This window comes from Acinetobacter sp. WCHAc010034 (assembly GCF_001696615.3).
GTDB lineage: Bacteria > Pseudomonadota > Gammaproteobacteria > Pseudomonadales > Moraxellaceae > Acinetobacter.
In genome coordinates this window covers 2,592,591-2,618,940 of record NZ_CP032279.1, presented here as the reverse complement: position 1 = coordinate 2,618,940, position 26,350 = coordinate 2,592,591, and the positions used below count along the sequence as shown (strand labels likewise).

At 50.2% G+C, this 26,350-nt stretch carries 21 protein-coding genes and 2 pseudogenes; 11 read left to right on the top strand and 12 right to left on the bottom strand.

The window, feature by feature from the left end; genetic code table 11:
* The first annotated feature begins 338 nt into the window (after positions 1-338).
* Positions 339-1,145 carry a tetratricopeptide repeat protein gene (locus BEN74_RS14155; protein WP_068908520.1) on the top strand — a complete coding sequence of 269 codons (807 nt, stop codon included), beginning with the start codon at positions 339-341 and terminating at the stop codon, positions 1,143-1,145.
* A gap of 76 nt (positions 1,146-1,221) precedes the next feature.
* On the opposite strand, the gene BEN74_RS14150 is transcribed toward BEN74_RS14155, so the two are convergent.
* From BEN74_RS14150 to BEN74_RS14140, 3 genes are read right to left on the bottom strand one after another with little or no spacing between them, the layout of a single operon-like run.
* Entirely contained in the window at positions 1,222-2,331 is a 1,110-nt protein-coding gene (locus BEN74_RS14150) for an NADH:flavin oxidoreductase/NADH oxidase (protein WP_068908522.1), read from the bottom strand.
* A 13-nt stretch (positions 2,332-2,344) separates the two neighbouring features.
* Complete coding sequence (locus BEN74_RS14145; RefSeq protein ID WP_068908524.1) at positions 2,345-4,534, bottom strand: TonB-dependent receptor; 2,190 nt, start codon at positions 4,532-4,534, stop codon at positions 2,345-2,347.
* On the bottom strand, positions 4,483-4,680 hold the full coding sequence (locus BEN74_RS14140; RefSeq protein ID WP_162898195.1) for a hypothetical protein: 198 nt from the start codon (positions 4,678-4,680) through the stop codon (positions 4,483-4,485). The genes BEN74_RS14145 and BEN74_RS14140 overlap by 52 nt, the downstream gene beginning before the upstream one ends.
* Positions 4,681-4,768: 88 nt before the next feature.
* Between BEN74_RS14140 and mutM the strand changes: the two genes are divergently transcribed.
* Positions 4,769-5,623 carry a bifunctional DNA-formamidopyrimidine glycosylase/DNA-(apurinic or apyrimidinic site) lyase gene (gene mutM, locus BEN74_RS14135; RefSeq protein ID WP_068908528.1) on the top strand — a complete coding sequence of 285 codons (855 nt, stop codon included), beginning with the start codon at positions 4,769-4,771 and terminating at the stop codon, positions 5,621-5,623.
* Complete coding sequence (locus tag BEN74_RS14130; RefSeq protein ID WP_068908531.1) at positions 5,620-5,901, top strand: peptidylprolyl isomerase; 282 nt, start codon at positions 5,620-5,622, stop codon at positions 5,899-5,901. Before mutM ends, BEN74_RS14130 begins: the two co-directional genes overlap by 4 nt.
* A gap of 69 nt (positions 5,902-5,970) precedes the next feature.
* On the opposite strand, the gene mscL is transcribed toward BEN74_RS14130, so the two are convergent.
* On the bottom strand, positions 5,971-6,411 hold the full coding sequence (mscL, locus tag BEN74_RS14125) for a large conductance mechanosensitive channel protein MscL (protein ID WP_068908533.1): 441 nt from the start codon (positions 6,409-6,411) through the stop codon (positions 5,971-5,973).
* Between the two features lie 223 nt (positions 6,412-6,634).
* Positions 6,635-8,473 (bottom strand): translational GTPase TypA, encoded by a 1,839-nt coding sequence (gene typA, locus BEN74_RS14120; protein ID WP_068908535.1) that lies wholly within the window; start codon positions 8,471-8,473, stop codon positions 6,635-6,637.
* 174 nt (positions 8,474-8,647) lie between these two features.
* Between typA and BEN74_RS14115 the strand changes: the two genes are divergently transcribed.
* The 3 genes from BEN74_RS14115 to BEN74_RS14105 all read left to right on the top strand — a co-directional run bounded on the left by BEN74_RS14115 (position 8,648) and on the right by BEN74_RS14105 (position 12,591).
* On the top strand, positions 8,648-10,018 hold the full coding sequence (locus tag BEN74_RS14115; protein WP_068908538.1) for a uracil-xanthine permease family protein: 1,371 nt from the start codon (positions 8,648-8,650) through the stop codon (positions 10,016-10,018).
* A gap of 66 nt (positions 10,019-10,084) precedes the next feature.
* The gene (locus tag BEN74_RS14110) at positions 10,085-11,122 is read left to right on the top strand and encodes a class I SAM-dependent methyltransferase (RefSeq protein ID WP_068908541.1); all 1,038 of its coding nucleotides are present in this window, start codon (positions 10,085-10,087) and stop codon (positions 11,120-11,122) included.
* The gene (locus BEN74_RS14105) at positions 11,119-12,591 is read left to right on the top strand and encodes an amino acid permease (RefSeq protein ID WP_068908543.1); all 1,473 of its coding nucleotides are present in this window, start codon (positions 11,119-11,121) and stop codon (positions 12,589-12,591) included. Before BEN74_RS14110 ends, BEN74_RS14105 begins: the two co-directional genes overlap by 4 nt.
* A 94-nt stretch (positions 12,592-12,685) precedes the next feature.
* Here BEN74_RS14105 and BEN74_RS14100 read toward each other — a convergent pair whose 3' ends face one another.
* Complete coding sequence (locus BEN74_RS14100) at positions 12,686-13,216, bottom strand: cysteine peptidase family C39 domain-containing protein (protein ID WP_068908545.1); 531 nt, start codon at positions 13,214-13,216, stop codon at positions 12,686-12,688.
* A gap of 104 nt (positions 13,217-13,320) precedes the next feature.
* Positions 13,321-14,388, bottom strand: coding sequence for an outer membrane protein Omp38 (gene omp38 / locus BEN74_RS14095; RefSeq protein ID WP_068908547.1), 1,068 nt, complete (start codon positions 14,386-14,388; stop codon positions 13,321-13,323).
* Between the two features lie 382 nt (positions 14,389-14,770).
* On the opposite strand from omp38, the gene BEN74_RS14090 reads away from it, so the two are divergent.
* The 5 genes and pseudogenes from BEN74_RS14090 to BEN74_RS14070 all read left to right on the top strand — a co-directional run.
* Positions 14,771-15,292, top strand: a complete 522-nt coding sequence (locus BEN74_RS14090; RefSeq protein ID WP_068908549.1) for a pilus assembly FimT family protein — start codon at positions 14,771-14,773, stop codon at positions 15,290-15,292.
* A gap of 109 nt (positions 15,293-15,401) precedes the next feature.
* Positions 15,402-16,577, top strand: coding sequence for a thiolase family protein (locus BEN74_RS14085; RefSeq protein WP_068908551.1), 1,176 nt, complete (start codon positions 15,402-15,404; stop codon positions 16,575-16,577).
* Between the two features lie 188 nt (positions 16,578-16,765).
* Positions 16,766-17,026: pseudogene (locus tag BEN74_RS14080) on the top strand (VOC family protein); the annotation flags it as partial.
* A 62-nt stretch (positions 17,027-17,088) separates the two neighbouring features.
* A protein-coding gene (locus BEN74_RS14075) for an IS3 family transposase (protein WP_119285041.1) occupies positions 17,089-18,254 on the top strand; the annotation gives its coding sequence in 2 pieces (ribosomal slippage) (positions 17,089-17,347 and positions 17,347-18,254; 1,167 coding nt in all).
* A gap of 47 nt (positions 18,255-18,301) precedes the next feature.
* Positions 18,302-18,490 (top strand): annotated as a pseudogene (locus BEN74_RS14070) (VOC family protein); the annotation flags it as partial.
* A gap of 51 nt (positions 18,491-18,541) precedes the next feature.
* On the opposite strand, the gene BEN74_RS14065 reads toward BEN74_RS14070, so the two are convergent.
* The 5 genes from BEN74_RS14065 to BEN74_RS14045 all read right to left on the bottom strand — a co-directional run bounded on the left by BEN74_RS14065 (position 18,542) and on the right by BEN74_RS14045 (position 26,318).
* Complete coding sequence (locus tag BEN74_RS14065; protein WP_086374402.1) at positions 18,542-19,990, bottom strand: hypothetical protein; 1,449 nt, start codon at positions 19,988-19,990, stop codon at positions 18,542-18,544.
* A 107-nt stretch (positions 19,991-20,097) separates the two neighbouring features.
* Positions 20,098-20,583 (bottom strand): DUF934 domain-containing protein, encoded by a 486-nt coding sequence (locus tag BEN74_RS14060; protein ID WP_068911578.1) that lies wholly within the window; start codon positions 20,581-20,583, stop codon positions 20,098-20,100.
* Complete coding sequence (locus tag BEN74_RS14055; RefSeq protein ID WP_068911581.1) at positions 20,576-22,219, bottom strand: nitrite/sulfite reductase; 1,644 nt, start codon at positions 22,217-22,219, stop codon at positions 20,576-20,578. The genes BEN74_RS14060 and BEN74_RS14055 overlap by 8 nt, the downstream gene beginning before the upstream one ends.
* 253 nt (positions 22,220-22,472) lie before the next feature.
* On the bottom strand, positions 22,473-24,875 hold the full coding sequence (locus tag BEN74_RS14050; RefSeq protein ID WP_068911582.1) for a glucose/quinate/shikimate family membrane-bound PQQ-dependent dehydrogenase: 2,403 nt from the start codon (positions 24,873-24,875) through the stop codon (positions 22,473-22,475).
* A gap of 201 nt (positions 24,876-25,076) precedes the next feature.
* Complete coding sequence (locus BEN74_RS14045) at positions 25,077-26,318, bottom strand: carbohydrate porin (protein ID WP_068911584.1); 1,242 nt, start codon at positions 26,316-26,318, stop codon at positions 25,077-25,079.
* Positions 26,319-26,350 lie beyond the last annotated feature (32 nt).

Here is a 26,350-nt window from a genome sequence, read left to right as displayed (position 1 = left end):
CCTATACTCATTGATTAATTTCAGCTGTGATTTAATCAAAAACTTTACTAAAAGCAAGTTTCATCTGCAGGAAAATTCAGAATCGCCTCATTATAGGCAGATAAACTGCAGAAACAGACTGTCAGCGCTTGGCCGGTCGCGGCACAGCCCTTTTTTGCGCGCCAATGCAGCCGCAAGCAGAACAGCGGCTCTCAGAGCGCCGCAAACTGTTTGGAAGATTTCACAAAAGGCATATTTACTTTCACACAATTCTAACTATGATGTGAATTAAGGTTTCCCAACATATGCACAAATACACATAAATGGATTTATGTTACTGTTTTAAAAAAGGTTTATAAATGAAAAAAATTCTACTCGCGGGTTTAATTGCATTATCTTCTCAATTTGCGCTGGCAGGCATGGATACCAAATCCATTGATCCTGAATTTACAAAAATTGAGGCGATGGTCAAAGCTAAAAATATGACCGGCGCTTATCAGGCATTGGACAAATTAGCAAAACAGGGCAATGCGCAGGCGCTGTATAACCTCGGCTACCTGACGCAGACAGGCCAAGGCACGGCCAAAGACGAGAAAAAAGCCATTCAGCTGTATGAACAGTCCTCAGCGAAGGGCTATCCGGTGGCCAGCTATGTGCTGGGCAAAAATTATATTACCGGCTCAATGGGCCTGAAGCCTGATCCGGCCAAAGCCAAGCAGTATTTAGAAAAATCCGCTTCACAAGGCTTTGATGATGCCAGCATCGATTTAGCCGTACTGCTGTTCTCTGAAAACAAGCCTGAATCAGATAAAGCCGGACTGGCGCGCTTAGACCCGCTGATTAAAAAAGGCAATTATCAGGCGGTTCACGCCAAAGCGCTGTATGACATCAGCACCGGCTTTAAAAACAAAGATGAAAAGCCGATTCAGCAAGGCCTGAGCAGCATTCAGGATTTAGCGAAAAAAGGCTATATTCCAGCGCTGATGGCTGTGGGCAATATGTTCGCCAACGGCAATATTGTTCCGCAGAATCTGCCGGAAGCAAAAAAAATCTTTACCGCCTTAGCCAAAGAAAATGTGCCGCAGGCCAAAGCGTCACTGGCGACTGTGGATAAAATGATTGCGGAGCAGGCAAAAAATCCGGCGCCGGCAGCCAAAAAGAGCTAACTGAAGCCAAAGCAGCTAGTTTGCGTTGCAAGCGAAAAAAGCCCTGATGATTCAGGGCTTTTTTTATAGCTGCAGATTAAAAAGCGCTGAATAAGCTTTTCTGCCCATGCGGCTGGCAGCGCAGATACTGCGGCGCGATCTGCACCGCTTCGCCCAGTTCAGCAGCTGCATGCCACGGCCAGCGCGGATCATACAGCATTGCGCGGGCAATGCCGACGGCATCCGCCTGCTCATACTGCAAAATGCCTTCCGCCTGCATGGCTTCGGTAATTAAGCCCACCGCAATGACTGGAATATCCACCGCCTGCTTCACCGCTCCGGCAAACGGCACTTGATAGCCGGCATGCAAGTCAATTTTCTGCTGCGGATGCAGCCCGCCACTGGACACATGGATATAGGCTGCGCCCAGCTGTTCCAATGCTTTGGACAAGCCGACCGAAGAATGGATATCCCAGCTGTCCTCAGCGTCTATCCAGTCTGTTGCGGAAATGCGCACGCCAATTGGAAAATCTTCAGGCACGGCATTTTTCATGGCCTGAAAAACTTCCAGTGTCAGGCGGATGCGGTTTTCAAAAGCGCCGCCGTATTCGTCCCTGCGCTGATTGCACAGCGGCGACAGAAACTGATGCAGCAGGTAGCCGTGCGCTGCATGCAGCTCAATCAGCTGGAATCCTGCATCTGCAGCCCGCTTGGCGGATTCTGCAAAGTCGGCAATCAGCGTTTCAATTTCAGCCGCGGTCAGCGCATGCGGCGCATGATCCTGCGGGTGAAATGGCGTGGGGCTGGCGGAAACCGTTTGCCAGCCTTGCGCATGTTCCGGCGCCAGCTGGCCGCCGCCCTCCCAAGGCTTGCGGGTTGAGGCTTTGCGCCCCGCATGCGCCAGCTGAATGCCGAACGGCATTGGAGAAATGGTTTTCAGCTTGACCAGCAGCGCTTTCAGCTGGGCGCGCTGCATGTCGTCCCACAGGCCCAAATCGGCATGGCTGATGCGCCCTTCGGGCTGCACTGCCGTAGCTTCAACAATGCACATTCCCGCGCCTGACAGCGCATAGCTGGCCCACTGCTGTTCATGCCAGTAGCTGAGTTCGCCCTGCGCATTGGCCGAATACTGGCACATCGGCGCAATCACAATTCTGTTGCTGAGCTGAAGCGCGCCAAACTGAATTGGCTTGAATAGTAAAGACACCCGGCTTCCCCTATTAAAAAGCTTTGCTGATACTGAATCCAGCGCTCCAGTTTACCCCATCCGCAGGTTCAAAGAAGCGCCCGTTGCCGTCATTGACAATCACTGAGCCGGCATAATTTTCATCAAATAAATTGTCGGCGCGCACATAGGTCCGCACTTTCCAGTCCTGCTGCTTCCAGACATAGCCTGCATTGGCCGATACCACGGTATAGCTGGGCGCTGCGTCGCTGTTTGCGTCATCGACATAAATTTTATCCATGTAGCGCACATCCATGCCGGCATTAAAGCCTGTTTCCGGCTGCCAGCCTAAAGCGGCGAAGGCCTGATTTTCGGCAATGCCGGGAATCCTGTTGCCTTTCGCTACGGCTTTTTTCGGGTCACTGTTTGGAATTTCTGCATCAAAAACAGCATCCAAATAGCTGTAGCTGGCCTGCGCCGTCAACTCACGCCACAGCGTTTTATTCCATGACAGCTCCAGGCCTTGGCGCAGCGTTTTGTCCGCATTTCTGAATGTAGAGCGGCCATCAATATTTCCTGCAGAAACAATATCATTCTGTGTTTTGCTTTGGAATAGCGCTGCCGTGAAATTGCCCCAGGCATTTTGCGCTTTCAGCCCCAACTCATAATTGTCGCTGCTGGCAGGCTGTAAGCTGAAATTCATGCCGTCATTGGCTGAATAGGCCATTTCGGTAAAGGTCGGGGTTTCAAAGCCTTTGGCATAGCTGACATAGCTGTTCAAATGCGGCGAAATTGCCCAGCTCAGCGCTGCTGAAGGCAGCAGTTTGTCATAGTCAGTTTTGCCGCTGTCATCGCCATTGTCTTTATCGGCCGGGTAAAGCGCTTTTTGCTGATAATGATCCTTGGATTGATAATGCACATTGCTATAGCGCAGGCCGGCATCCACAGTCCAGGCCGGCAGGAAAGTCCAGGAAGCCTGCAGGTACGGGTCTAAATTCCATAAGCGGTTGCTTTCATCACGGCGCAGCGCGCCTTTGACTCCGTAGCCGGCAGCATCAAAGTTTTCATAGCCTTTGCGCTCTTCATTCATAAAATCAAAAGCCAAGCCGGCAATCAAGCGCGTATTGGGCAGCAGCTCCCTGCCGGTCCAGCGCAGGTCTGTCCCATAATAATCGCGGCTGAAATCGATGACACCGCCGGCATGGCGCGGGTTTCTTTGGCCTGTAGACGGGATAGGCTTTCCATCTTTATCAACACCAAGGTCAATCGAATATTCGCCTTTAGGAATAGACTGATACTGCGTGACTTCACGCTGCCCGGCATAAGCCATGGCATACAGTTCATGCTGATCATTTAAAGGTTTTGTCCAGGTCAGCCCTGTTTGCGTTTGATTAATTTCCTTGCGCACATCGTAAATATTTTTGGCGTCATTCACCTGTTTGGGATTAGCCTGCCACTGCGCGCGGGTCAGGCCCTGCGGATCATCGGCATTGATATCCACATGGTTCACAATCCAGTTCACTTTCGAACCGTCATCCAAATCCCACGTCAGCTTGGCATTGCTCAGCACTTTTCTCGCCGCGCTGTGATCGCGGTAGCCGTCGGTTTCAAAATAGGATGAACTGACCACATAGCTTGGCTCGCCGGCTTTATCCGCGCCGCCTTGCAGAATAACATCGGCACGGCTTTTATGATGGCTGCCGCCGGCATAGCCCAGCTCAATGGAGTCCTTGCCCGCGCCTTCTTTGGTTGAGGTTAAAACCGCGCCGCCGGACGAGTTGCCGTAAAGCGATGAAAATGGCCCGCCCAGAACTTCAATATGGCTCAGGCTGCTTAAGTCAATATTTGAGGTTTGGCCCTGCCCGTCTGGCATGGTGGCGGGAATGCCGTCAACATACAGGCGGATGCCGCGGACGCCGAAAGTAGAGCGCGCGCCAAAGCCGCGCATTGACAGCTGCAGGTCCTGCGCATAGTTTTCGCGGTTATTCAGCTGCAGGCCCGGCACGCCTTTCAGGGTTTCGGTTAAATTCACCCCCAGATCATTGCGGTTTTCCGGCTGCGCTGTGCGGAATACCGACGCCGGGGTGTTCAGCCATGCGCTGTCTGTGCGGGCTGCTTCTATTTTTATCACCGGAAGCACAGCAGGCTCCGCAGAACCCGCTTCTGCATAAAGGCATTGGCAAATGCTTGCTGTCAGCCCGAGTAAAGCCATTTGCATGGGGAAATTGGATGCTTTACTTTGCATTGGCGCACCTGCTCTTCATTTAAAAACTGCATTAAAGTAAAGCTTAAACCAATTCGCAAGCCATCATCAATATTGTTTGCCGGGCCTGATTCAATAATATACGGCAGTCCGCCGGACGGCGCCTGCAGCTGATTTTCATGACGCATTCGGCGCAGCATCCGCGCGATTTTAAGCTTGCAATCCGCATCATTCAGCCCAATATTATCCGCATCCTCCCATATCACCTGATGCAGCATGCCTGAATTACCCGAAGTTGAAACCACCAAAACCAGTTTACTGCCCCTGCTGGGCCAAACCGTGCAGCAGGTTGAGGTCCGCCAGCACAGCCTGCGCTGGCCAATTCCGGAAGACTTAAACAGGCTGGCCGGGCAAAAGCTGATTGAGCTGACGCGCCGCTCCAAATATATTGTGGCGCAGTTTGAGCAGGACAGCATGCTCTGGCATTTAGGCATGTCCGGCAGCTTCAGGCTTTGCAGCGGCCACGAGGAGCTGCGCAAGCATGACCATCTGATCATTCAGTTTGAAGAGATGCAGCTGCGCTACCATGACCCGCGCCGTTTCGGCTGCATCCTCTGGCTGGATGAGGCTGCCCAAGCCAAGCTGCTTGACCCTTTAGGGCCTGAACCGCTCAGCGATGAATTTAACGCCGAATACCTGTTCAATAGATTCAAAAGCAAAAATACCGCAATTAAAGTGGCGATGATGGATAACCATATTGTGGTTGGCGTCGGCAATATTTACGCCACTGAAAGCCTGTTCAATTTGGGCATTCACCCGGCGCAGCCCGCTTCTGCGCTGACATTTGAGCAGGTGCAGAAAATGACCGCTGAAATCAAGCGCATTTTAAAGCAGGCCATTGAGCTTGGCGGCTCCACCCTGCGCGATTACAGCAATGCCATGGGCGAAAACGGCTATTTCCAGCAAACGCTGTTGGCTTATGGCCGCGCCGGCGAAATGTGCATCAACTGTGAAACCACTTTGGAAAATTTAAAGCTGGGGCAGCGCGCCAGCGTTTTCTGCCCTGAGTGCCAGCCTTTAAAAAAGGTTAAAATGGCCGGCAAGAAAGCAATCAAAGGAAATAAAGCATGAAGTCTGCAATTGTCCGGCATATCCTGGTGAAAGATAAAGAGCTGGCGGAACAGCTGAAAAAGAAAATTAAAGACGGCGCAGACTTTGCCAAAATCGCCAAGCAGCATTCCACCTGCCCATCGGGAAAGAAAGGCGGTGAACTCGGCGATATTAAAAAAGGCCAGCTGGTCGGCCCGATTGACAAGGCGGTGTTTACGCTGAAAGAACGCGAACTGCACGGCCCGATCAAAAGCCAGTTCGGCTGGCATTTACTGGAAATTAAATTCCGGATGGATTAATTTCTCCTCCATCCCATTGAGCAATAAAAAACGGCACATCAAAGTGCCGTTTTTTATATCAAACCGAAATTACGCTTGCGGGCGCTTTTTCAGCTCATCGCGGATTTCGCGGAGCAGCGCAATATCTTCCGGAGTCGGCGCTGGCGCTGGAGCCGCTTCTTCCTGTTTGCGGCGCATTTTATTCATGACTTTCACCAGCAAGAAAACCACCCAGGCCAAAATCAGGAAATTCAGGAAAATCGTTAAAAAGTTGCCGTAGGTTAAAACATTCACGCCGGCTTTCTGCAGCGCGTCCAAAGACTGCAAATTATCAGGGTTGCTGCCGAGCACAAAGAATTTCTGCGTAAAATCAACACCGCCGCCGGTAATCACAGAGATTAGAGGCATAATAATGTCTTTAACCAGTGAATCAATAATTTTACCGAAAGCGCCGCCGATAATGACGCCGATCGCTAAATCCATCATGTTGCCTTTAATGGCAAATTCTTTAAATTCTTGAACAATACTCATCTTAATCTCCAGCTAATGTCCGATACGATTTTTTATTAAGTTTTCATGAACTGCATCACACAATTCTGTCTGCAAGCATGGCTAATTCCTTGTAATTTACTTGGATTTACCCTGCTTTAATATATGAATTTGCTAATTTTAAACAAAAAAAATGCCACCAATGGCTTGATGGCATTTATTTTAAGCGCAGCTGCCCGCTCAGGAGCAGCTGCGTTTTTAAATCTTATTTACCTGAACGGTTGCGCTTACGCTCGTTTTCAGTCAACCAGCGCTTACGGATACGGATTGACTTAGGCGTTACTTCAACCAGTTCGTCATCTTCAATGAATTCAAGCGCTTGTTCAAGCGTGTATTCAATTGCAGGAACAAGTGTCAATGCATCATCAGTACCCGATGCACGCACGTTTGTTAACTGTTTCGCTTTCGTCGGGTTAACAGTCATGTCGTCTGAACGTGAGTTAATACCTACGATCATGCCTTCATAAACTTCCAGCTGCGGTTTAGCAAACAGGCGGCCGCGGTCTTGCAGTGTGAACAATGCATAGCCCAGGCAAGTGCCTTGAACCATAGAAATCAGCACGCCGTTTTGACGCTTCGCAACAGTACCTTGCTTCATTGGACCGTAGTGAGAGAAGCTTGACGTCATGATGCCTGTACCGGAAGTCATGGTCAGGAATTCAGAACGGAAACCGATCAAGCCGCGTGAAGGAACAGTTGCTTCAATACGGATACGGCCTTTACCGTCAACTTCCATATTGGTCATCTCGCCTTTACGGTGACCCATTTGTTCCATTACAGCGCCTTGATGCTGCTCTTCAACGTCAAAGGTTACGTTTTCGTAAGGTTCTTGCTTTTCACCGTCAACTTCTTTCAGGATGACTTGCGGACGGGAAACACCCATCTCGAAGCCTTCACGGCGCATGTTTTCAATAAGAACTGAAAGGTGAAGCTCACCGCGGCCAGAAACTTTGAAGCGGTCTGGACTGTCAGTATCTTCAACACGAAGCGCTACGTTGTGGATCAATTCGCGGTCAAGGCGTTCACGGATGTTGCGTGAAGTTACGAATTTGCCTTCTTTACCGGCAAACGGTGAGTTGTTTACCTGGAAAGTCATAGACACTGTAGGTTCGTCTACAGAAAGCGGCGGAAGCGCTTCAACATTTTTAGGATCACAGATTGTGTCAGAGATATGAAGTTCATCAATACCTGTTACACAAACGATATCGCCAGCCTGAGCCGATTCAACATCGATACGCTCTAAACCGTGGTAACCCATGATTTTCAGGATACGGCCGTTACGTGTTTTGCCGTCTTTGTCGACCACAGTAACAGGTGTGTTCAGTTTCACTGAACCGCGCTGAATGCGGCCTACACCGATAACGCCTACGAAGCTGTTATAGTCAAGTGAAGACACTTGCATTTGGAATGGGCCATCAACGTCAACTGCCGGCGGCTCAACGATGTCTACAATTGTCTGGAACAATGGAGTCATGTCTTCAGCCAGTTCTTCTGGAGAAGGGCCAGCAACACCGCGCAGACCGGATGCATATACCACTGGGAAGTCTAACTGTTCGTCAGTACCGCCAAGGTTGTCGAATAAATCGAATACTTGATCAATTACCCAGTCTGGACGCGCGCTTGGCTTGTCGACTTTGTTGATGATCACGATTGGCTTCAAGCCGCGCGCGAACGCTTTTTGCGTTACGAAGCGGGTTTGCGGCATCGGGCCTTCCTGAGAGTCAACCAGAAGCAGTACGCAGTCAACCATAGACATTACGCGCTCTACTTCACCGCCGAAGTCGGCGTGTCCCGGGGTGTCCACGATGTTGATGCGGTATTCAGTATTGGTGCGTGCATCTAACCATTTGATTGCAGTGTTTTTCGCAAGAATGGTAATACCACGTTCACTTTCAATAGCGCCTGAATCCATGACACGCTCAATCTCGCCTGCACGCTCGCCAAGTGCACCTGATTGCTGTAAAAGTTTGTCTACTAGAGTGGTTTTACCGTGGTCAACGTGCGCAATGATGGCAATGTTGCGGAGAGTTTTAATATCTGACATGTAAATTCGATACGCCTAAAGTTTGAGGGCAAATTATACAGAAAAATAATAGAATTTAGTAGTGACAGTTTATTGACAATACCGATTTTTTTTGATGACCGGCGCGCTTTTGGTTTTGTAAAGCGCTGCAATCAGATTAGAATAGCGCCACCTAGCCTCTATTTGCCTTGACACATGTCTGATTTAAATCAATCTCCCGATTCTAAAGGCCAGCTCGACTTAGTCTACGGACTGGATGACCGCCCCAAACCGCTTATCGCTTTTTTAGCTGCATTTCAGCATCTGCTGGCCATTATTGTGCCAATTGTCACGCCCGGCCTGCTGATCTGCCTGGCTTTAGGCGTTTCCCAGCAGGACACCAACATGATCCTTTCCATGTCTTTGGTGATTTCCGGCATTGCCACATTTCTGCAGTGCAAGAAAGCCGGGCCGTTTGGCGCAGGCCTGCTGATTGTTCAAGGCACGAGCTTTAACTTTATCGGCCCGATTATCGGCATCGGCTCCGCCATGGTGGCTGCCGGCACGCCGGTCGAAGCGGTCATGGCCTCTATTTTCGGCGTGGTGATTGCAGGCTCATTCATTGAAATGGGGGTTTCCCGCATCCTGCCGTGGGTGAAAAAGCTGATTACCCCTTTGGTGACAGGCATTGTGGTGCTGCTGATTGGCCTGACCCTAATTAAGGAAGGCCTGATCAGCATGGGCGGCGGCTATCAGGCGATGGGCGATAAAACCTTTGCCAATGCAGACAACCTGATTATGTCCTGCACGGTTCTGGCGATTATTATTGTGCTGAACCGCGTACGCATCACCTGGATCAAAAGCTCCGCCATTTTAATTGCCCTGGTGATTGGCTACATTGTTGCCGGCTTTATGGGCCATCTGGACTTTTCCGGCCTGAAAGATGCGCCGCTGGTGCAGATTCCAACCCCAATGCATTTCGGCCTAAGCTTCTCCTGGAGCTTATTTATTCCCATGGCATTCATCTATCTGGTGACGTCCCTGGAAGCGATCGGCGATATTACCGCGACCTCTAAACTATCCAACCAGCCGGTTGACGGCCCGCAATGGATGCAGCGCATTAAAGGCGGCGTACTGGTGAATGGCGCGAACTCTTTTCTGGCCGGCATTTTCAATACCTTCCCAAGTTCGGTATTCGCGCAGAATAACGGCGTGATTCAATTGACCGGCGTCGCCAGCCGCTATGTCGGCATCTGGATTGCAGCCCTGCTGGTGATCCTCGGCCTGTTTCCTGCAGTGGCCGGCGTGATTCAGGCCGTGCCGCAGGCGGTGCTGGGCGGCGCAGTCATGGTGATGTTTGGCGCAGTCGCAGCTTCGGGCATCAATATTCTGTCAGGCGTGCAGCTGGACCGCCGCGCCCTGCTGATTATCGCCATTTCGCTGGCGCTGGGCCTTGGCGTTGCGCAAGTGCCGCAGATTCTGGAGCATCTTCCGGAATTAATCCGCAACATTTTCAGCTCAGGCGTCGCCACAGGCGGCATCGCTGCGCTTTTACTCAACATTATTCTTCCTGAAACGAAGAAATAATTTCATTTCAGTTTGCACGGTGCCCAGCATTGCCTGAGCGCCGTTTTTACTTAGGAGCAGCAAACAATGGATCCGAGAAGTGAAGTGGTTCTTCGTCAGCAAGATTACCTGACTGGCCCCATCCTGCTTGTCAATGCGCCCTGCGATGAACTGCAGGCGCAGCTGCCACCCCATGCTGAGGCGCAGTTTTGGACCTGGAATTACAATGAATACCTGCACTTTCAGAACCGCCAAAGCCAGGTGCATTTCGGCATTACTCTGCCTGAAGCGGACTTTGAGCAGGCGATTGTGTTCGTGCCTAAATCAAAAGAGCTGCTGAATTACATCCTGCACAATCTGGCCAGCAGGCTGAAAGCCGGCTCATCCATTTTCTTAGTCGGCGAGAAAAAAGGCGGCGTAGAGCGCGCAGCCAAACAGCTGCTGCCTTATGGCGATGCCGTCAAGCTGGACAGCGCGCGCCACTGCCAAATGTGGCAGCTCACCACAAATATGACCGAAACCCTCAAGCCGCTGGACAGCTGGGTGCAGGAATATACGGTCAATACGCCGAAAGGCGATTTAAGCATTTGCGCGCTGCCGGGCGTATTCAGCCAAAACCGGCTGGATATCGGCACGGCGGTACTGCTGCCTTATCTGCAGCAGGTCAGCTCCGGAAAAATTGCCGATTTCGGTTGCGGCGCAGGCGTGATCAGCGCCTATTTAGCCAAGCTGAACCCTAAAAACCGCATCTTTGCGCTGGATGTCGACGCTTTCGCTTTGGCGTCCACCCGCCTGACCTTCAGCAAAAATGATCTTGCGCCCGAACAGCTTGAAATCAAGGCGGTCAGCGGCATTGAAGATGCGCCGCTGTTCCTGCACGCAATCGTCAGCAACCCCCCATTCCATCAGGGCATCCATACCGATTACAATGCCAGTGAAAATTTATGCAAAACAGCGCGGCGCCACCTGAAATCCGGCGGCGAATTATGGATTGTCGCCAACCGCTTTTTGAATTACCCATTATTAATTGAGCAGAACTTCGGCCAATGCATAACTAAAGCCGATCAGCAAGGCTTTAAAGTGCTGTTTGCCAGCACTCAAAAAAATCTTAAGGAACAACGATGAGCGAAACGACTCAACCGGCGCACCTCAAGCGGAAGCTGGGCGCCCGCCATCTGAATATGATCGCAATCGGCGGTTCAATTGGAACAGGCCTATTCCTCGCTTCCGGCGCCACGATCGCCAATGCCGGCCCGGGCGGCGCTTTGCTGGCCTATGCCCTGATTGGCGTCATGATTTACTTCCTGATGACCAGCTTGGGCGAGCTTGCAACGCACAACCCGACTTCAGGGGCATTCTTCACCTACGGCAATAAATATGTCGAAGGCGGTTTCGGCTTCGCTTTGGGCTGGAACTACTGGTACAACTGGGCCATTACCGTCGCCTTTGAACTGGTTGCAGTGCAGTTCATTATGAAATTCTGGTTTCCGGATGTGCCCGGATTTTACTGGAGCGCGATCTTCCTCGCGGTTATTTTCGGGATCAACTGCCTCACCGTCAAAGGCTTCGGCGAAAGCGAATTCCTGTTTTCCCTGGTCAAAGTGCTGGCCATCATCGCATTCATCATTATCGGCATGGCGATGATTGTCAAAATCATGCTGACGCCGGGCATGGCGACATTCAGCAACTGGACCAAAGGCGATGCGCCTTTCGTCGGCGGCCTGCAGGCCATGATCGGCGTGGCGATGATTGCCGGATTCTCATTCCAGGGCACAGAAATGGTCGGCGTGGCAGCCGGCGAATCGAAAGATCCGCAGAAAACCATTCCTGTCGCCATCAAGCAGATTTTCTGGCGCATCCTGCTGTTTTATGTGGTGTGCATTTTCATTATCGGCACCTTGGTGGCTTATGATGATCCGCGCCTGCTGCAGGCGGCTTCCAGCTCAGACATCGCGCTTTCGCCATTTACCCTGCTGTATGAAAAAGCCGGCTTTGCCTTTGCCGCCAGCCTGATGAATGCGGTAATTCTGACCGCCATCCTGTCTGCAGGCAACTCAGGCATGTATTCATCTACACGCATGCTGTTTGACATGGCGCGCCAAGGCCGCGCGCCGAAGCTGTTTGCCCGCCTTGACCCGCGCGGCGTTCCAATGAATGCGCTTTACGCCACCACGGCAATTGCCGCGCTGTGCTTCCTGACCACATTTATCGGCGAGCAGGAAGTCTTCAACTGGCTGCTGAACATGTCCGGCATGTGCGGCTTTATTGTCTGGCTCGGCATTGCGATCTCGCATTACCGCTTCCGTAAGGGCTATCTGGCGCAGGGCTACAAGCTGGAAGATTTGGCCTACAAAGCCAAGTTCTTCCCTTTCGCGCCGTGGTTCGCCTTCATCCTGTGCTCAATCATTATTCTGGGCCAAAACTATGAAGCGCTGATCGGCGGCAAAATTGACTGGCTGGGGCTGGCTTCAACCTACATCAGCATTCCGCTGTTCCTTGCAATTTGGCTGGGCTATAAATGGAAGCATAAAACCAAGCTGATTCCATACAGTGAAATGGATGTACAGCCGATGCGCATAGAACGCGACGATTGATTTTCTTAAGCCAATAAAAAAACAGCCTCCGGGCTGTTTTTTTATTGCTGTCAAGCTGATCAGCCGCAAGGGCTGCATGCTTTTGCGCTTAAGCTTAACTGCAGCGCAAAGCAAATGAACTGCCGTCAACCACCAGCGCCTGGCGGCAAATCCCCTCCGCCCGCCGCTGCCACTCAAATACCTTTGCCGGCATCGGATCAAAACTGTCAAAAAAGCAGATTTCCCGTTCATCGATAGCATAAATCAGCGAATGATTGCCTACGCCCTGCAAGGTATCGTAAAACACAATCACAAAACACCCGATATCAACTGCATCACGCAGGCCCTGATAGCTCAACGCCGGCAGCACAGGAATATTCAGCTTTTGGGCTTCCGCATAGCATGGCAGCTCCTTTTCGTGCATATGCGGATCATCATCTGTGTGAAACGTGACGGAAAAACCGAATTTTTCCAATGCCACAGCCAAGCCGATGCCGAAAGCGCCGTCTTCACTGTCATGCCTGCAGGCCTGCGCAAGCCTGTCAATATCCATATTGACGCCATAATGCTGAAATATCATCCACACTGCGAAAATGCCGCAGTTGGATTCTAAGCTGAGCAGAGGTTCAGGAATTTGCAGGCTCAAGGCGGATCTCACAGTTCAATGCAGTTAATTTTCAATTTACCCGGGAATTTTACAATAAAAAAAGCAGCCTTTCGGCTGCTTTTTCAGATCAGTTCAATAATGAATTATTGAGCTTGCTGACCTTCTACAATCACTGTACGGCTGCCAGAAATCGTCGCGAATACGCGGCGGTTCATAGCGCGGCCTTCTTTAGTGTTGTTGTCAGCAATCGGCTGATCCCAAGCAAAACCTTGAGTAGACAAACGCGCTGGATCTACATTGTATTCATTTACAAGTGAAGATTTAACAGAGTTAGCACGAGCCAATGACAGGCGTTCGTTCAATGCGCGCGGACCAGTGTTGTCTGTGTGGCCTTCGATGCGGGCAGTTGCGTTTGGATATTCAACCAGTTTTTCAGCAACTTTAGCAATTTCAGGCTTGTACTGATCTTTGATGTTTGATTTGTTTGTATCAAAGAACACGCGAAGTTCCATGTTCAGATCTTCAGTCAGCTCTTGCGGTGCAGGAGCAACTGGAGTCGGAGCTACAGGAGCAACTTCAACTACAGGCGCAGCAGGCTTCAAGTGGCCACCAAGAACAACGTTCAGGCCAGCTAAAGCTGTGTAGTTCCAGAAATCTTCATCGATGTTGTAAGTCGCGCGAGCTTCAGTACGCAGAGACAAAGCATCGTTCAAGCGCCAGAAAGCACCCAGACCTGCGTTACCCAAAGTGCCTTCTTCTTCAAGACCGCGAGCAGGAGCGCCAGGAACGTTACGGCCAGCAGCTGAATCAAGTTCGTATTTGTAGTGGCCAGCACCTAATAATACGTACGGCTTGATTTTGCTGTCGTAGTTTTTAGTGATCAAATCAGAAGTCACGTAGAAGTTACCGTTGATTTGAGACTGCTTGTATTCAGAACCAGCTGCAACAGCTGTACCTTCAACATCGCCTTTCACCTGGTTGTATTCAGCTTCAAAGCCTAACCATGGAGTTAATTCAACACCCAGCGCAGCGCCAACGAATAAATCGTCTTGCAGCTCTTGACCGCCATTAGTCAAATTACCGCGGCTGTTGTTGTGCTGCGTGTCTTGGAAAGTGTAACCAAGCATTAATGGAGTAACAGTTACGCCTGCGTTTGCAGCAGCTAAAGGAGCAGCTACGAGCATTGCTAAAGCAATACGACTCATTTTCATGGATTTATCCTCCAGAGATAAAAATTGTTGTTCAAGCTCAAGCCTTAAATTTGGCTATCCTGAGATAGGCTTTCTAATACCCCAGTGTTATTTTTAAGCTATTCACGCTGAATCATACAAACACTTTTTTCTTTTTCCAAGTGCTTGATTAATTTAATCAAGTAAATTATTGACAAAATTACTTACAATTTCCGTTGTAATTCGGTAAATTTTTACTCAATTAATTCTTGCGAATCGCCTATTGTCACTTTGCCGCTATCTTAGCAGTTTTATAAAAATTTGAGTAATAAAATTAGCTGCCCAGTATAAGAAAGCATCAAAAAAACAGCTTACTAATAGCACGCTCTTTACAAAAACAACATATAACACTTGGTATAATATAATGTTTTCTATCATTAAAAATGGCTTTACTCTTGTCGAGCTTATTGTCACCGCTGCTGTTTTAGCAATCATTGCGGCGATTGCCCTGCCGGCTTTTCAGCACTATATGGCAGAGCAGGAAGTTAAGGCAACCATCTCCAAACTCATTCTGGCGAACAGATCAGCAAAAAACTCAGCTGCGCTGCATCACGCCAATGTTGTCATTTGCCCCAGCGCAGGGCTCACGCAGTGTGAGCCGGCTAAATGGAGCAGCGGCTTTATTGTCTTTACAGATGCCAATAAAAACCGGCAGGTGGATGCAGGCGAAAGCATCCTGCAAACTGAAGCACTGGGCCTAGAGTACGGCACCTTGGACTGGAAAGGCGGGCTGAGCCTTCCCAGCCTGACTTTTCAGGCGCTGTCCGGACTGCCTATCGGCTCCAACGGCAGCTTCTATTACTGCTCATTCACAGATGTGCCCAATCAGAAAATCATCATGAGCAAAATGGGCCATATACGCATAGAAAATCCAAGTTCCTGTTAAAAACTCATGCGTCTAGTTTGGCCCGGCAATAGCGCTTTATTCCGCTTGATTTTTCAATATACTGCTTGAGCTGGGAATATTTGATTAAAACCTATTCGGAGAAATAACAATGACAGACATCGTAATTGTAAATGGCGCACGCACGGCAATGGGCGGCTTTCAGGGCAGCCTGTCGGGTGTCACTGCGCCGGAACTGGGCGCTGCAGTCATTAAAGCAGCCGTTGCCCGCGCCGGCCTGCAGCCCAGCGATGTCGAGGAAGTCATTATGGGCTGCGTGCTGCCGGCCGGCCTCAAGCAAGGCCCGGCGCGCCAAGCGATGCGCCAGGCGGGCTTGCCGGATGCTGCAGGCGCGGTGACTATCAACAAGCTGTGCGGTTCCGGCATGAAGGCGGTAATGCAGGCAGCCGACATGATTAAAGCCGGCTCTGCAAATATTGCGGTTGCCGGCGGCATGGAGTCCATGAGCAATGCGCCTTATGTGCTGACCAAAGCGCGCGCAGGCTACCGCATGGGCCACGGCGAAGTCAAAGATCATATGTTCCTTGACGGCTTGGAAGATGCTGAAACAGGCCGCCTGATGGGGTCTTTTGCGCAGGATATGGCAAATACGAAAGGCTATACCCGCGGGCAAATGGACGACTTTGCGATCCGCTCATTAAAGCGCGCGCAAACGGCTGTTACAGAAGGCTATTTTGCAGATGAAATTGTGCCGGTCACAGTTTCCTCGCGCAAAGGCGATGTGGTTGTCGATAAGGATGAACAGCCGTTTAACGCCAATATTGACAAAATTCCGGCACTGCGCCCCGCTTTTGCCAAAGACGGCACCATTACCGCCGCCAATGCCAGCTCTATTTCTGACGGCGCATCAGCTTTAGTCTTAACTTCTGCTGACAACGCCGCCGCCAAAGGCTTAGCGCCTTTAGCAAAAATTTTGGCTTATGCATCAAATTCCCAGCATCCTTCTGAATTCACCATTGCTCCTGTTGGCGCGATTCAAAAAGTTTTGGATAAAACAGGCTGGACAGCGCAAGAAGTTGACCTTTGGGAAATCAATGAAGCCTTTGCCATGGTCACCATGTGCCCGATGGATGAGTTCAAGCTGGATGCTGAAAAAGTCAATATCAATGGCGGCGCGTGCGCCCTGGGCCATCCGGTCGGCTCTACCGGCTCGCGCATTATCCTTACCCTGATTCATGCGCTTAAGCGCACGGGCGGGAAAAAAGGCATTGCAGCGCTGTGTATCGGCGGCGGTGAAGCGACTGCTGTGGCGCTTGAGCTGCTGTAAGCAGGCCCTGCCTGCGCAAAAATAAGTCCAGCGGGGGAAATAAACAACAATCTCCCCTATCTCATGATTAAGCAAGAATTAAAAAATCAATCCCTCAGCTTTGGGGGATTTTTTACACTTTTTCATTCGCATTTAAATTCAGGCTTGCTACATTAGAATGCTCAAAACAACAACAATGGACAGCCATCATGCAGCTGAATCACTATCTCAATTTCCAAGGCACAGCCGAAGCAGCCTTTAACTTTTACAAGTCGGTATTCGGCGGCGAGTTTGCTTTCCTGACGCGCTATGGCGAAATGCCGGCTGAAAATGGCGTGAGCCTTTCCGAAGCGGACAAAAACCTGATTCTGCATGTCTCGCTGCCCATCAATGAGCATACGGTTTTAATGGCTTCAGATACCAATGCGCAATTCTGCGCGCCCAACTCTGTGTTTACCCAAGGCACTGATGTGTGCTTAAAAAACAGGAGGGTTTAACTTGGTAAACTATACATACTCATTAGGAGTTTACCATGAGCAAGAAACAGAAGACTTACACCGCAGAATTTAAAGCTGAAGCCATAAAAGCCATTGAAGAGAACCAAGGTAATGTATCGGAATCCGCTAGACAACTTGGCATTTCAATGCAAACCCTTTCGAACTGGAATAACAAAGCAAAGGCTGGAACTTTAGCAGGCACAAAACAGTATTCGCCCGATCTAAACGCCTTACTCGAAGAAAATAAGAAGCTTAAACAACAGCTCAAAACAGCTGAAATGGAACGTGAATTTTTAAAAAAGGCAGCAGCGTACTTTGCCAAAGAAAGTCAGTGAGGTACGCCTATATGAAATCGCAAAGCCACTTATTTCCGATTATTTTAATGGCTCGATTACTTCGTGTATCCGTTTCTCGCTTTTATGATTGGCTAAAGCGAGGCATGAGTAAAAGATCAATTCAGCGAAATCAGCAGACAATTTTGGTCAAAATAGCCCATGAAGAAACCAAACAAAGCTATGGCTATGTTCGATTAACCAAGCATTTACAAGCGCAAGGTATCAAAATAAGTACGTATGCTGTGCGCCAAATAAAAAAATCAAATCAGTTGTATTGTAAGCGCCATAAGCGTTTCAAAAGAACCACGAACAGTGATCACAACCGTTCTATTTATGACAATTTACTCAAGCAACAGTTTTCAATGACGAAGCCTAATCTTGCGTGGTCGAGTGACATTACCTACATTTGGACGGCTGAGGGCTGGTTGTACTTGGCAGCTGTCAAAGATCTTTACACGAAACAGGTTGTTGGCTATAGCTTAAATGAGCGCATGACAGCCAAGCTTGTTTGTGATGCATTGAATATGGCTATTCGCAATCAGAAACCTGCTAAAGATCTCATTGTACATTCAGATAGAGGCAGCCAATATTGCAGTAATGAATATCGAAACTTACTTGAGAAATTTGATTTTCAGGGTTCAATGAGCAAAAAAGGCGACTGCTTTGATAATGCACCGATAGAGAGTTTCTGGGGCATACTCAAAAATGAACTAGTCCATCATCGCAACTACAAAACAAGGGAAGAAGCCAAAGCGGATATTACAAAATATATAGAGTTATTTTATAATCAGCGAAGAATTCAAAAAGGCTTGGATTTTAAGACACCAAATCAAATGGCAGAAGACTTTTATCGGTTAGCTGCCTAGAATCTCCCAAGTGAAAGTCTCCTGCTAATTCAGCACACATCAGCACCAACCATTACATTTCCATCAATCTGGAAAAGCATGAGCAGGATGAAGCGCGGCGCTTATTTGACGCTTTGTCTGTGAATGGGCAAATTGAAATGCCGCTGGAAAAAACTTTCTGGGGCGCGCTGTACGGCGCGTTCACCGATCAGTTCGGCATTAAGTGGATGGTGAATTGCCAGCTTGAACAGCCATAGCAGGCTTAAAATACAAGGTTCATGAATCCATCTTCATGAGCCTTGTGCTGATTAACTCACATCATTCAAAGTTTGATTTAAAATTTTCTGGACATTCTGTCCAGAGAAGACCTCAGGAAATCTATAGATCAGTTTGGGCAAGACATGCTCTAGCTTCTGTTTTTGGCGCTGCTGCCAATGCGGCGGATAAATTGCATAATTTAAATGCCATAATTGCCTTTGCACAAAGGCATCATAAATCATTTGCTCATTTTCATTCCGGATAAAATTCCAATGCAGCGCATACCAATACAGCTGTTCCCATGCATTATATCCGGCAGCCAGCTCTAATCTCTGCAGCAGAGGAATAGGCTCATCCATTAAGGCAATGAGGCTTTCAATTTCATACAGGCTCAATTGCTGGCCTGAAATTTGCCGTATTTTTGAAAAAAAATGGAATGTCAGCTTTTGCTCAGTCCGATGATAATAAGAAATAACCTGCTCAAAATTTACAGATTTTCTTTTCAAGGCTGATTTCATTACTGCATTGGCGATCACTTGATTGTCTAAAGCTTGAATGATGCTAAAAAATTCAGCCTGTGAACCGCGCCTGATCATCCATTGATATGCCCGAAGACGCAAAGACTTTTGAGATAAATCCTGAATTGGATGTTCCTGAAAATATTGATCAAAATCAAAATTCTTTTGCCTCAATGCAAAATCCGCATAATCCATTACAGCCAAATAAGGGCTATGCCAAAATTGTATGAGATCATTTACAGTTAAAACATTTTTATGCCATAAGGCATTAAACAAGGTGTACTGCACATCTTTTTGCTGCGCATTTCTAAGCAAAGACAGCTGCTGCTCAGGCCCCGTCTGTATTATTTTATCCAGCCAATGCTTGCGAACCAGCTGATCATTTGCATGCTCGCATAGGGACATTAATTCATCCTCTGCCAGCCATTGATATTCCAAAATAAAAGCTAGAATCACCCGGGGAAGGCGGCCTTGCTTTTGCGTCAAACTTTCTCTCAGATATTCTTTATTTTCCCCAACGCCCGCTAAAAGCAAATGAAAAACATCCTGATTTATACGTATGCGGTTTTTCAATGCCGCAATTTCTAAAAAATACTGCGCGCACACAGCTGAAAACTCTTGGCGAACTGCCCAGCGCTGTACATGGTCGGCGGCTAATTTTTGATTAATTCCGACATAGTCATTTAAACGCCACAGCAAATGAGGAAATAATTCAGGATCAAAGCACTCCTTCATATCTTCCAATACGGCTTGGCGGATATGGCCATCGTAGCTTCTTAGCCTCAATAATGACTTTTCAAATTCGGATAAGCTTGGATCAATGCAGTAATATTGGTAATTGCAGCCATCATGCAAATCATCAGGCTGTGATTCCAATACAGCCGCTTCAGCATTATTTTCTATTCTTGCTGTTTCGCATGCCGCCTCAGCTGCTGGATAAGATTTTTTAGGGGATAGCAGCTTTTCTAAAAATTTCCACATGATAAAACGGTATCTATTCTCTTTTAGAACACTAATAGCATATTTTTATTTGCTTCATCCAATAAAAAAGCTGGAATAAATCCAGCTTTTTTATCTAGCTTTAAACGTCAAGCGCCCGTCTGATAGTGCGCTTGCGGCACCGCAGTCGATGCCTGGTAAGGGTGGGTAAAATCGCCCAAACCGGCAGCCGCTTCCTGAATGTCTTTGCCTTCTTTCACGACAAAAGAGTCAAAACCGGAACGCTTCATGTAGTTCAGCACATCTTTAAACACATCGCCTGTTGCGCGCAGTTCGCCCTGATAGCCCTGACGGCGTAAAAGCGCTGCAAATGAATAGCCGCGGCCATCATTGAAGCCGGCGAATTCAATGAAAATCGCATCCAGCTGATCCAGCGGAAATTCATTGACTTCCGGCGATGCATCTACCGTAATGTACAGCGCTTTCCGGCCGCTGATATTTGCCAGCTGATCCAGCTGTTCAACCGTCAGCACCACATCGCCCTGCGGCAGCGCGCCGTCTTCGCCGATCAGCTGATAGGTATTGTCTGCAACAGTGCCGTCTTTAGAGAGCACTTGAAGTGCGGTATTAAGCATATGCGCGCTCCTTGAATGGCTGAATGCCGACACGGCGGTAAGTTTCAATAAACGCTTCGCCGTCCTGGCGCAGGTCTAAATAGGTATTCAGGATCTCTTCGACAATATCCGGCACCACTTCAGCTGCGAATGACGGCCCGAGGATGTCGCCGATTGAAGCGTCATGGCCGGCGTTGCCGCCTAAAGTAATCTGATAGAATTCCGCGCCTTTCTTGTCTACGCCCAGAATGCCGATGTTGCCGACATGGTGGTGGCCGCAGGCATTCATGCAGCCTGAAATATTCAGGTCAAGATGGCCCAAGTTGTACACCGTATCCAGATCATCAAAACGGCGGGAAATCGCTTCAGAAATCGGAATGGATTTGGCATTGGCCAGTGAGCAGAAGTCGCCGCCCGGGCAGCAGATAATGTCGGTAATAAAGCCGATATGCGCGCGCGCCAAATTGTGCTGATCAAGGATTTTCCACAGTTCAAACAGGTCTTTCTGCGGCACATCGACCAGGGAAATGTTCTGTTCATGCGTGGTGCGCAATTCGCCGAAGGTGTACTTGTCCGCCAGATCGGCAATCAGGTTCATTTCTTCAACCGCCATGTCGCCCGGCGCAACGCCGGTGCGCTTCAATGAAATGGTCACGATGCGGTAACCTTTCACTTTGTGCGCATTGGTGTTGATGTTGAACCACTGCTTGAATTTCGGCTCAGCGGCGAACTGCTCAGCAAAGTCTTCATCCGCATAATCCTGATAGGCAAATGGCGTGAAGTTCTCATCCATTTTTTTCAGGGTGCCCGCGTCCACTTTCAGCGTCTTGACGGTGTGCGCAAATTCAGCTTCAACTTTTTCCGCAAAGACTGCTGGAGTTAAAGCTTTAACCAGGATTTTAATCCGCGCTTTATATTTGTTGTCGCGGCGGCCGTGCAGGTTGTACACGCGCAGCACCGCCTCAAGGTAGGCAATCAGGTCTTCACGCGGCAGGAAGTCGCGGATAAAGCTGCCGATAACCGGGGTACGGCCCAAGCCGCCGCCGACTTTAATTTTGTAGCCCATTTCGCCGGCTTCATTGCGCACAATATACACGCCGATATCGTGGAATGAAGTGGCTGCGCGGTCAATTTCCGCTAAGGCGGACACGGCAATTTTGAACTTGCGCGGCAGGAACGCGAATTCCGGGTGAAACGTCGACCACTGGCGGATCAGTTCGCAGGTTGGGCGCGGGTCTGCAATTTCACCGGCAACCACGCCTGCATACTGGTCAGTGGTGGTGTTGCGGATGCAGTTGCCTGAGGTTTGGATGGCATGCATCTGCACAGAAGCAAGCTCCTGCAGCATGTCCGGCACATTTTCCAGCGCAGGCCAGTTGAACTGAATATTCTGACGGGTAGAAACATGCGCATAGCCGCGGTCATAGTCCTTGGCCAGTTCCGCAACTTTGCGCAGCTGCTTCGAGTTCATCAGGCCGTAAGGCACGGCAATCCGCAGCATTGGCGCATAGCGCTGAACATACAGGCCATTTTGCAGGCGCAGAGGACGGTATTCGTCTTCAGTCAATTTTCCGGCTAAATAACGTTCCGTCTGGTCACGGAACTGTGCAACACGTTCATTGACCAGTTGCTGGTCAAAATCAGTATATAAATACATGGCGTACAGCTAGTAATTTCTATTATAACGATGCACAGCATAGCGGGATTTTTTCTATCAAGAAAATGCGTTTTTTACATATTTCATAGCGGTTTTATTGATAAGGATGCCGGATTTCCGCAGGGAGAAAGCCTTTGCGCCGGTTTTCATTCATTTTCAGCTGCATTGCTTATTTTGTTTATTCTTCAGCATTTATTTTCATAAGAAAAAAGCCTGACGAATCAGGCTTTTTGCTTTAGATCAACTCAAGCGGCTATTTCTGATCCGGCAGCGCATAGGCCACCAGCGCATCGCCCATTTTGGTGCCGAATGAGCCGTGGCCGCCGGCCATAATCACCACATACTGCTTGCCGTTGGCTTCATACGTCATCGGCGTCGCCTGCCCGCCCGCCGGCAAGCGGCCTTTCCACAGCTCATCGCCGTTGCTGACGTTGATGGCGCGGATGTAGTTATCCTGCGTGCCGCCAACAAACATGACGTTGCCCGCAGTTGAAATTGAACCGCCCAGCATCGGCACGCCCATTTTAAACGGAGGCAATGGAATGCCCGGCATGCTGTCGCGGATGGTGCCGATGCGGCGCTTCCAGGCCACTTTATGGGTATTCAAATCCACGCCGGCCACATAGCCCCAGGCCGGCTGCTTGCACGGCAAGCCGAACGGCGACAGAAACGCGCTGATTTCAACACCGTACGGCACGCCGTACATCGGCTGAACGCCCGCTTCAGTGCCTGCGCCTCTGGCCGTTTTCGGACGGTTCGGATCTTCAGGAATCAGCTTGGACACAAACGGCAGGCCAATCGGGTTCATGACGGCAATCTGGCGTTCCGGATTGACCGACATGCCGCCCCATTCAAATACGCCTAAATTTCCCGGGAACACCAAGGTGCCGTTTTCAGACGGCGGAGTATAAATGCCGTCGTAATTCAGCTTATGGAAAGACACGCGGCACATCAGCTGGTCAAACATGGTGGCGCCCCACATCTGCTTGTCCGTCAGTTTTTCCTGCGGCGCCAGATCAAAGTCCGAGAACGGCTGGGTTGGAGAATAGCGCTCGCCTTTGGTCTGCGGGCCGCGCTTCACGGTCTGCGGCACAGGGCGCTCGGTAATCGGCACAATCGCTTCACCGGTGCGGCGGTCTAGAACAAAGGCGTTGCCGGTTTTGGTCAAGACATAGATGGCTGGAACCGTCTTGCCGGATTTGTCTTTAATGTCGGTAAGCGTCGGCTGCGACGGCACATCCATATCCCACAAATCATGATGGGTGGTCTGGAAGTTCCACACCAGCTTGCCGGTAGTGGCATTCAGCGCCAGCATGGAGTTGGCGTAGCGCTCATGCAGTTCGGTGCGGTTGCCGCCCCAGATATCCGGCGTGCCCACGCCTGTCGGCACATAGACAATATCCAGCTGCGCGTCATAAGCCAGCGGCGCCCATGCGTTTGGCGAATTCTGCACATACTTCTGGCCCGGCGCAGGAATCGCATTCGGATCGGCGGCGCCGGTATCAAATACCCACAGGAGCGCGCCGGTATTCACATCATAGCCGCGGATCACGCCGGACGGCTCTTCAGTTGAATAGTTGTCGGTGGTTGCGCCCGCAATGATAATGGTCGTGCCGGTCACTACCGGCGGCGAGGTCGGAATATAGCCGCCCGGATACGGGAACGGCATATCTTTCTGCAGGTCAACTTCGCCGTTTTTGCCGAAGTCGGTGCAGCGCTGGCCATTGTCGGCATTGATCGCCACAAGGCGGCCGTCATTCACAGGAAGAATGACTTTTTTCGGGCACTGCGCGGAAACAGTTTTCTTGGCTGCCAGGCTGGCTTCAAAACCGGCCGTATTGGCTGCGTCATAGTATGAAACGCCGCGGCAGGTTAAATGCTGGAAAGTCCTGTCCGATTTCAGTTTCGGGTCAAAAGTCCATTTCGCCTTGCCGCTGGCAGGATCCAGCGCAACCAGCTTCTGGTGGGTGGTGCAGATGTACATGCTGTCCCCCACTTTAATTGGGGTCACCTGATTGGTGGTCTCGCCTGAATCATTTTCGGTCTTGAAGTCGCCGGTGTTGTAAGTCCATGCCACCTGCAGGTCTTTCACGTTGTCTGAATTAATCTGATTCAGCGGTGAATAGCGCAGGCCGGATTGCGTGCGGCCGTATGCCGGCCAGTCTGCATCGGCGATGCCGGGAACCGGCTGTGACGCTGCCGGCTGCTGTGCAGTCAGCTCGCCGCGGATTTCCTGCGGGTCATTGAATACCGCATAAACCATCACCGCAACAGTAATCGCCAGTGAGCCGGACAGGGCTATTTTTGCGCCTTTGGCATGCTCAAAGCCGCGGGTTACCGCAGGAATCAGCAGCCATAAGCCGAATACGCCTAAAATATCCAGCCGGGGCGCCAAGGCGAAGAAGTCAGAGCCGACTTCCCACAGCCCCCAGACTACTGTGCCTAAAATCAGCACAGCATAAACCGCTAAAGCGGCGCTTTTTAATTTCTGCAGCAGCACTGCGGCAGCGATGAAGAATAAACCTGCAATGACGTAGTACCAAGACCCGCCAAGGACTGCAAGGTATATTCCCCCTAGCAGCAGGACCAAACCGAAAATTACAGCAATCGCGGCTGTAAAGGTGGTTAATCCTGAAGCTGAAGATGGAGTGCTCATATTGACCACCTATTTCTTAGATTCTGTTGAAAGCCCAGACAGCGCTGAAGCTGAATGGGCGCCTGTTTTTAACAGTTTTTAGATTTTAAGTATCTGCCCGGCACTGAACAGCGGAAAGCCTTGATGCACCAAAGCTTTGATGAATTAAAAATTGACAGCTAAAAAAACAGGGCTGCCGGCAAATACTTATCGATCTAGAAACTAGAATGCGGTCTGGAATTTAATTCCGCCGACCCATGCATTCTCGCCATTTTTATACGCGCCGACATGGCGGATATACTGGACATTCGGCCGGATGCTCAGCCAGTCCGCCGCATGAATGCCGTAATACACTTCCGCATCGTATTCCCGGCTGCGGCCGTCATTCAGCTCATCATTCATATTGATGCGGGCAAAGCCTGCGGCTATCTGGTCTTGCGGGCGCGCGTCCATCAGGCCGGTGTAAACCACGCCGGCATTCTGCATGTCGCTGACCGCATTCGTGTCAGCGTCATGCACCGTGGCATTAATGAAAGCCGTCAGGCCGCGCGAGGCGTCGCCCTTATGCGCGGTCAGCTGCTGCTTCAGCACCAGCCAGCCGCCCTGCTTATGCGCGCTGCGCTGCGGATGGCGGATTTGCTGCGCATCCGCTGTGCTGTAGTAGTAGCCTGCGCGGTATTCACCCGGAAGCTTTGCAGCGCCCAGCTTCGGCGTCCAAACCGCTTCTGCCGGAATAACGGCGCCATGCGAGCCGTCTGTGCTGAGGTTAAAGCCTTTGCTGCGCTCAAGGTTTTCCGGGTTGTATTCATAGGCGCCCGCCTGCACATAGACTTCAGGCGTGACGCTGTATTTAACCCGCGCCGCCCATTGGCTGACCGGCCAGTTGTACCACTGGTCGCCGACCCAGTTGCCGACTTGCGAGCCGCACAGCGCCAAGTTCTGAAAATCGCAGTCAAAGCTGTTGAAGTCTTCGCCTTCGCCAAAGCGGCCGGCCTTGATGTCCAGTTTCTGATCAAGGAATTTCTTCTTGATCCAGAAATCAGTTAGGCGCCAGGTTTGGCCGCGCCCCCAGACTTCCTGCGCAGAACTCAAATGCCCGCTTAAGGCATCGGAAGTCTGCGACAGCGAGCGCCCGTTGCGCTGCGTGACGGTGAGCTGCGCTTCGGTGTCCCGCCATCCTAAGATTTTTTCCAAATCCAGATGCGCGCCGAACGTAAACTGATCCGCATATTCCGTGCCGTGGCTGGATGCATGCTTTGCATCCAGCAAAGTGGCCATTTCACCGGTGTAGCCCAGGCTGAAATCATAGCCCTGCTGCTGCAGCGCCGTGCGCTGGCCATTCCAGTCACCCAGCATCCAGGGGTTGCGCGCATCAAAAGCATTTGCAGCATAAACATTTTGAAAGCAGCAGCTTAGCGTTAAGATGCTGACACCAAAATATAAACTGCTTCTAGATTTATTCATAATTGGCGGCCTTGCTTACAAATTGTAACTAT

Coding starts and splice junctions, on each gene's coding strand:
- mscL (WP_068908533.1), bottom strand. CDS start 6,411: ATGAGTATTGTTCAAGAATTTAAAGAATTTGCCATTAAAGGCAACATG.
- typA (WP_068908535.1), bottom strand. CDS start 8,473: ATGTCAGATATTAAAACTCTCCGCAACATTGCCATCATTGCGCACGTT.
- BEN74_RS14145 (WP_068908524.1), bottom strand. CDS start 4,534: ATGCAAAGTAAAGCATCCAATTTCCCCATGCAAATGGCTTTACTCGGG.
- BEN74_RS14060 (WP_068911578.1), bottom strand. CDS start 20,583: ATGCTTAATACCGCACTTCAAGTGCTCTCTAAAGACGGCACTGTTGCA.
- BEN74_RS14115 (WP_068908538.1), top strand. CDS start 8,648: ATGTCTGATTTAAATCAATCTCCCGATTCTAAAGGCCAGCTCGACTTA.
- BEN74_RS14110 (WP_068908541.1), top strand. CDS start 10,085: ATGGATCCGAGAAGTGAAGTGGTTCTTCGTCAGCAAGATTACCTGACT.
- BEN74_RS14130 (WP_068908531.1), top strand. CDS start 5,620: ATGAAGTCTGCAATTGTCCGGCATATCCTGGTGAAAGATAAAGAGCTG.
- BEN74_RS14105 (WP_068908543.1), top strand. CDS start 11,119: ATGAGCGAAACGACTCAACCGGCGCACCTCAAGCGGAAGCTGGGCGCC.
- BEN74_RS14085 (WP_068908551.1), top strand. CDS start 15,402: ATGACAGACATCGTAATTGTAAATGGCGCACGCACGGCAATGGGCGGC.
- BEN74_RS14045 (WP_068911584.1), bottom strand. CDS start 26,318: ATGAATAAATCTAGAAGCAGTTTATATTTTGGTGTCAGCATCTTAACG.
- BEN74_RS14050 (WP_068911582.1), bottom strand. CDS start 24,875: ATGAGCACTCCATCTTCAGCTTCAGGATTAACCACCTTTACAGCCGCG.
- omp38 (WP_068908547.1), bottom strand. CDS start 14,388: ATGAAAATGAGTCGTATTGCTTTAGCAATGCTCGTAGCTGCTCCTTTA.
- mutM (WP_068908528.1), top strand. CDS start 4,769: ATGCCTGAATTACCCGAAGTTGAAACCACCAAAACCAGTTTACTGCCC.
- BEN74_RS14155 (WP_068908520.1), top strand. CDS start 339: ATGAAAAAAATTCTACTCGCGGGTTTAATTGCATTATCTTCTCAATTT.
- BEN74_RS14065 (WP_086374402.1), bottom strand. CDS start 19,990: ATGTGGAAATTTTTAGAAAAGCTGCTATCCCCTAAAAAATCTTATCCA.
- BEN74_RS14140 (WP_162898195.1), bottom strand. CDS start 4,680: ATGCGTCATGAAAATCAGCTGCAGGCGCCGTCCGGCGGACTGCCGTAT.
- BEN74_RS14090 (WP_068908549.1), top strand. CDS start 14,771: ATGTTTTCTATCATTAAAAATGGCTTTACTCTTGTCGAGCTTATTGTC.
- BEN74_RS14055 (WP_068911581.1), bottom strand. CDS start 22,219: ATGTATTTATATACTGATTTTGACCAGCAACTGGTCAATGAACGTGTT.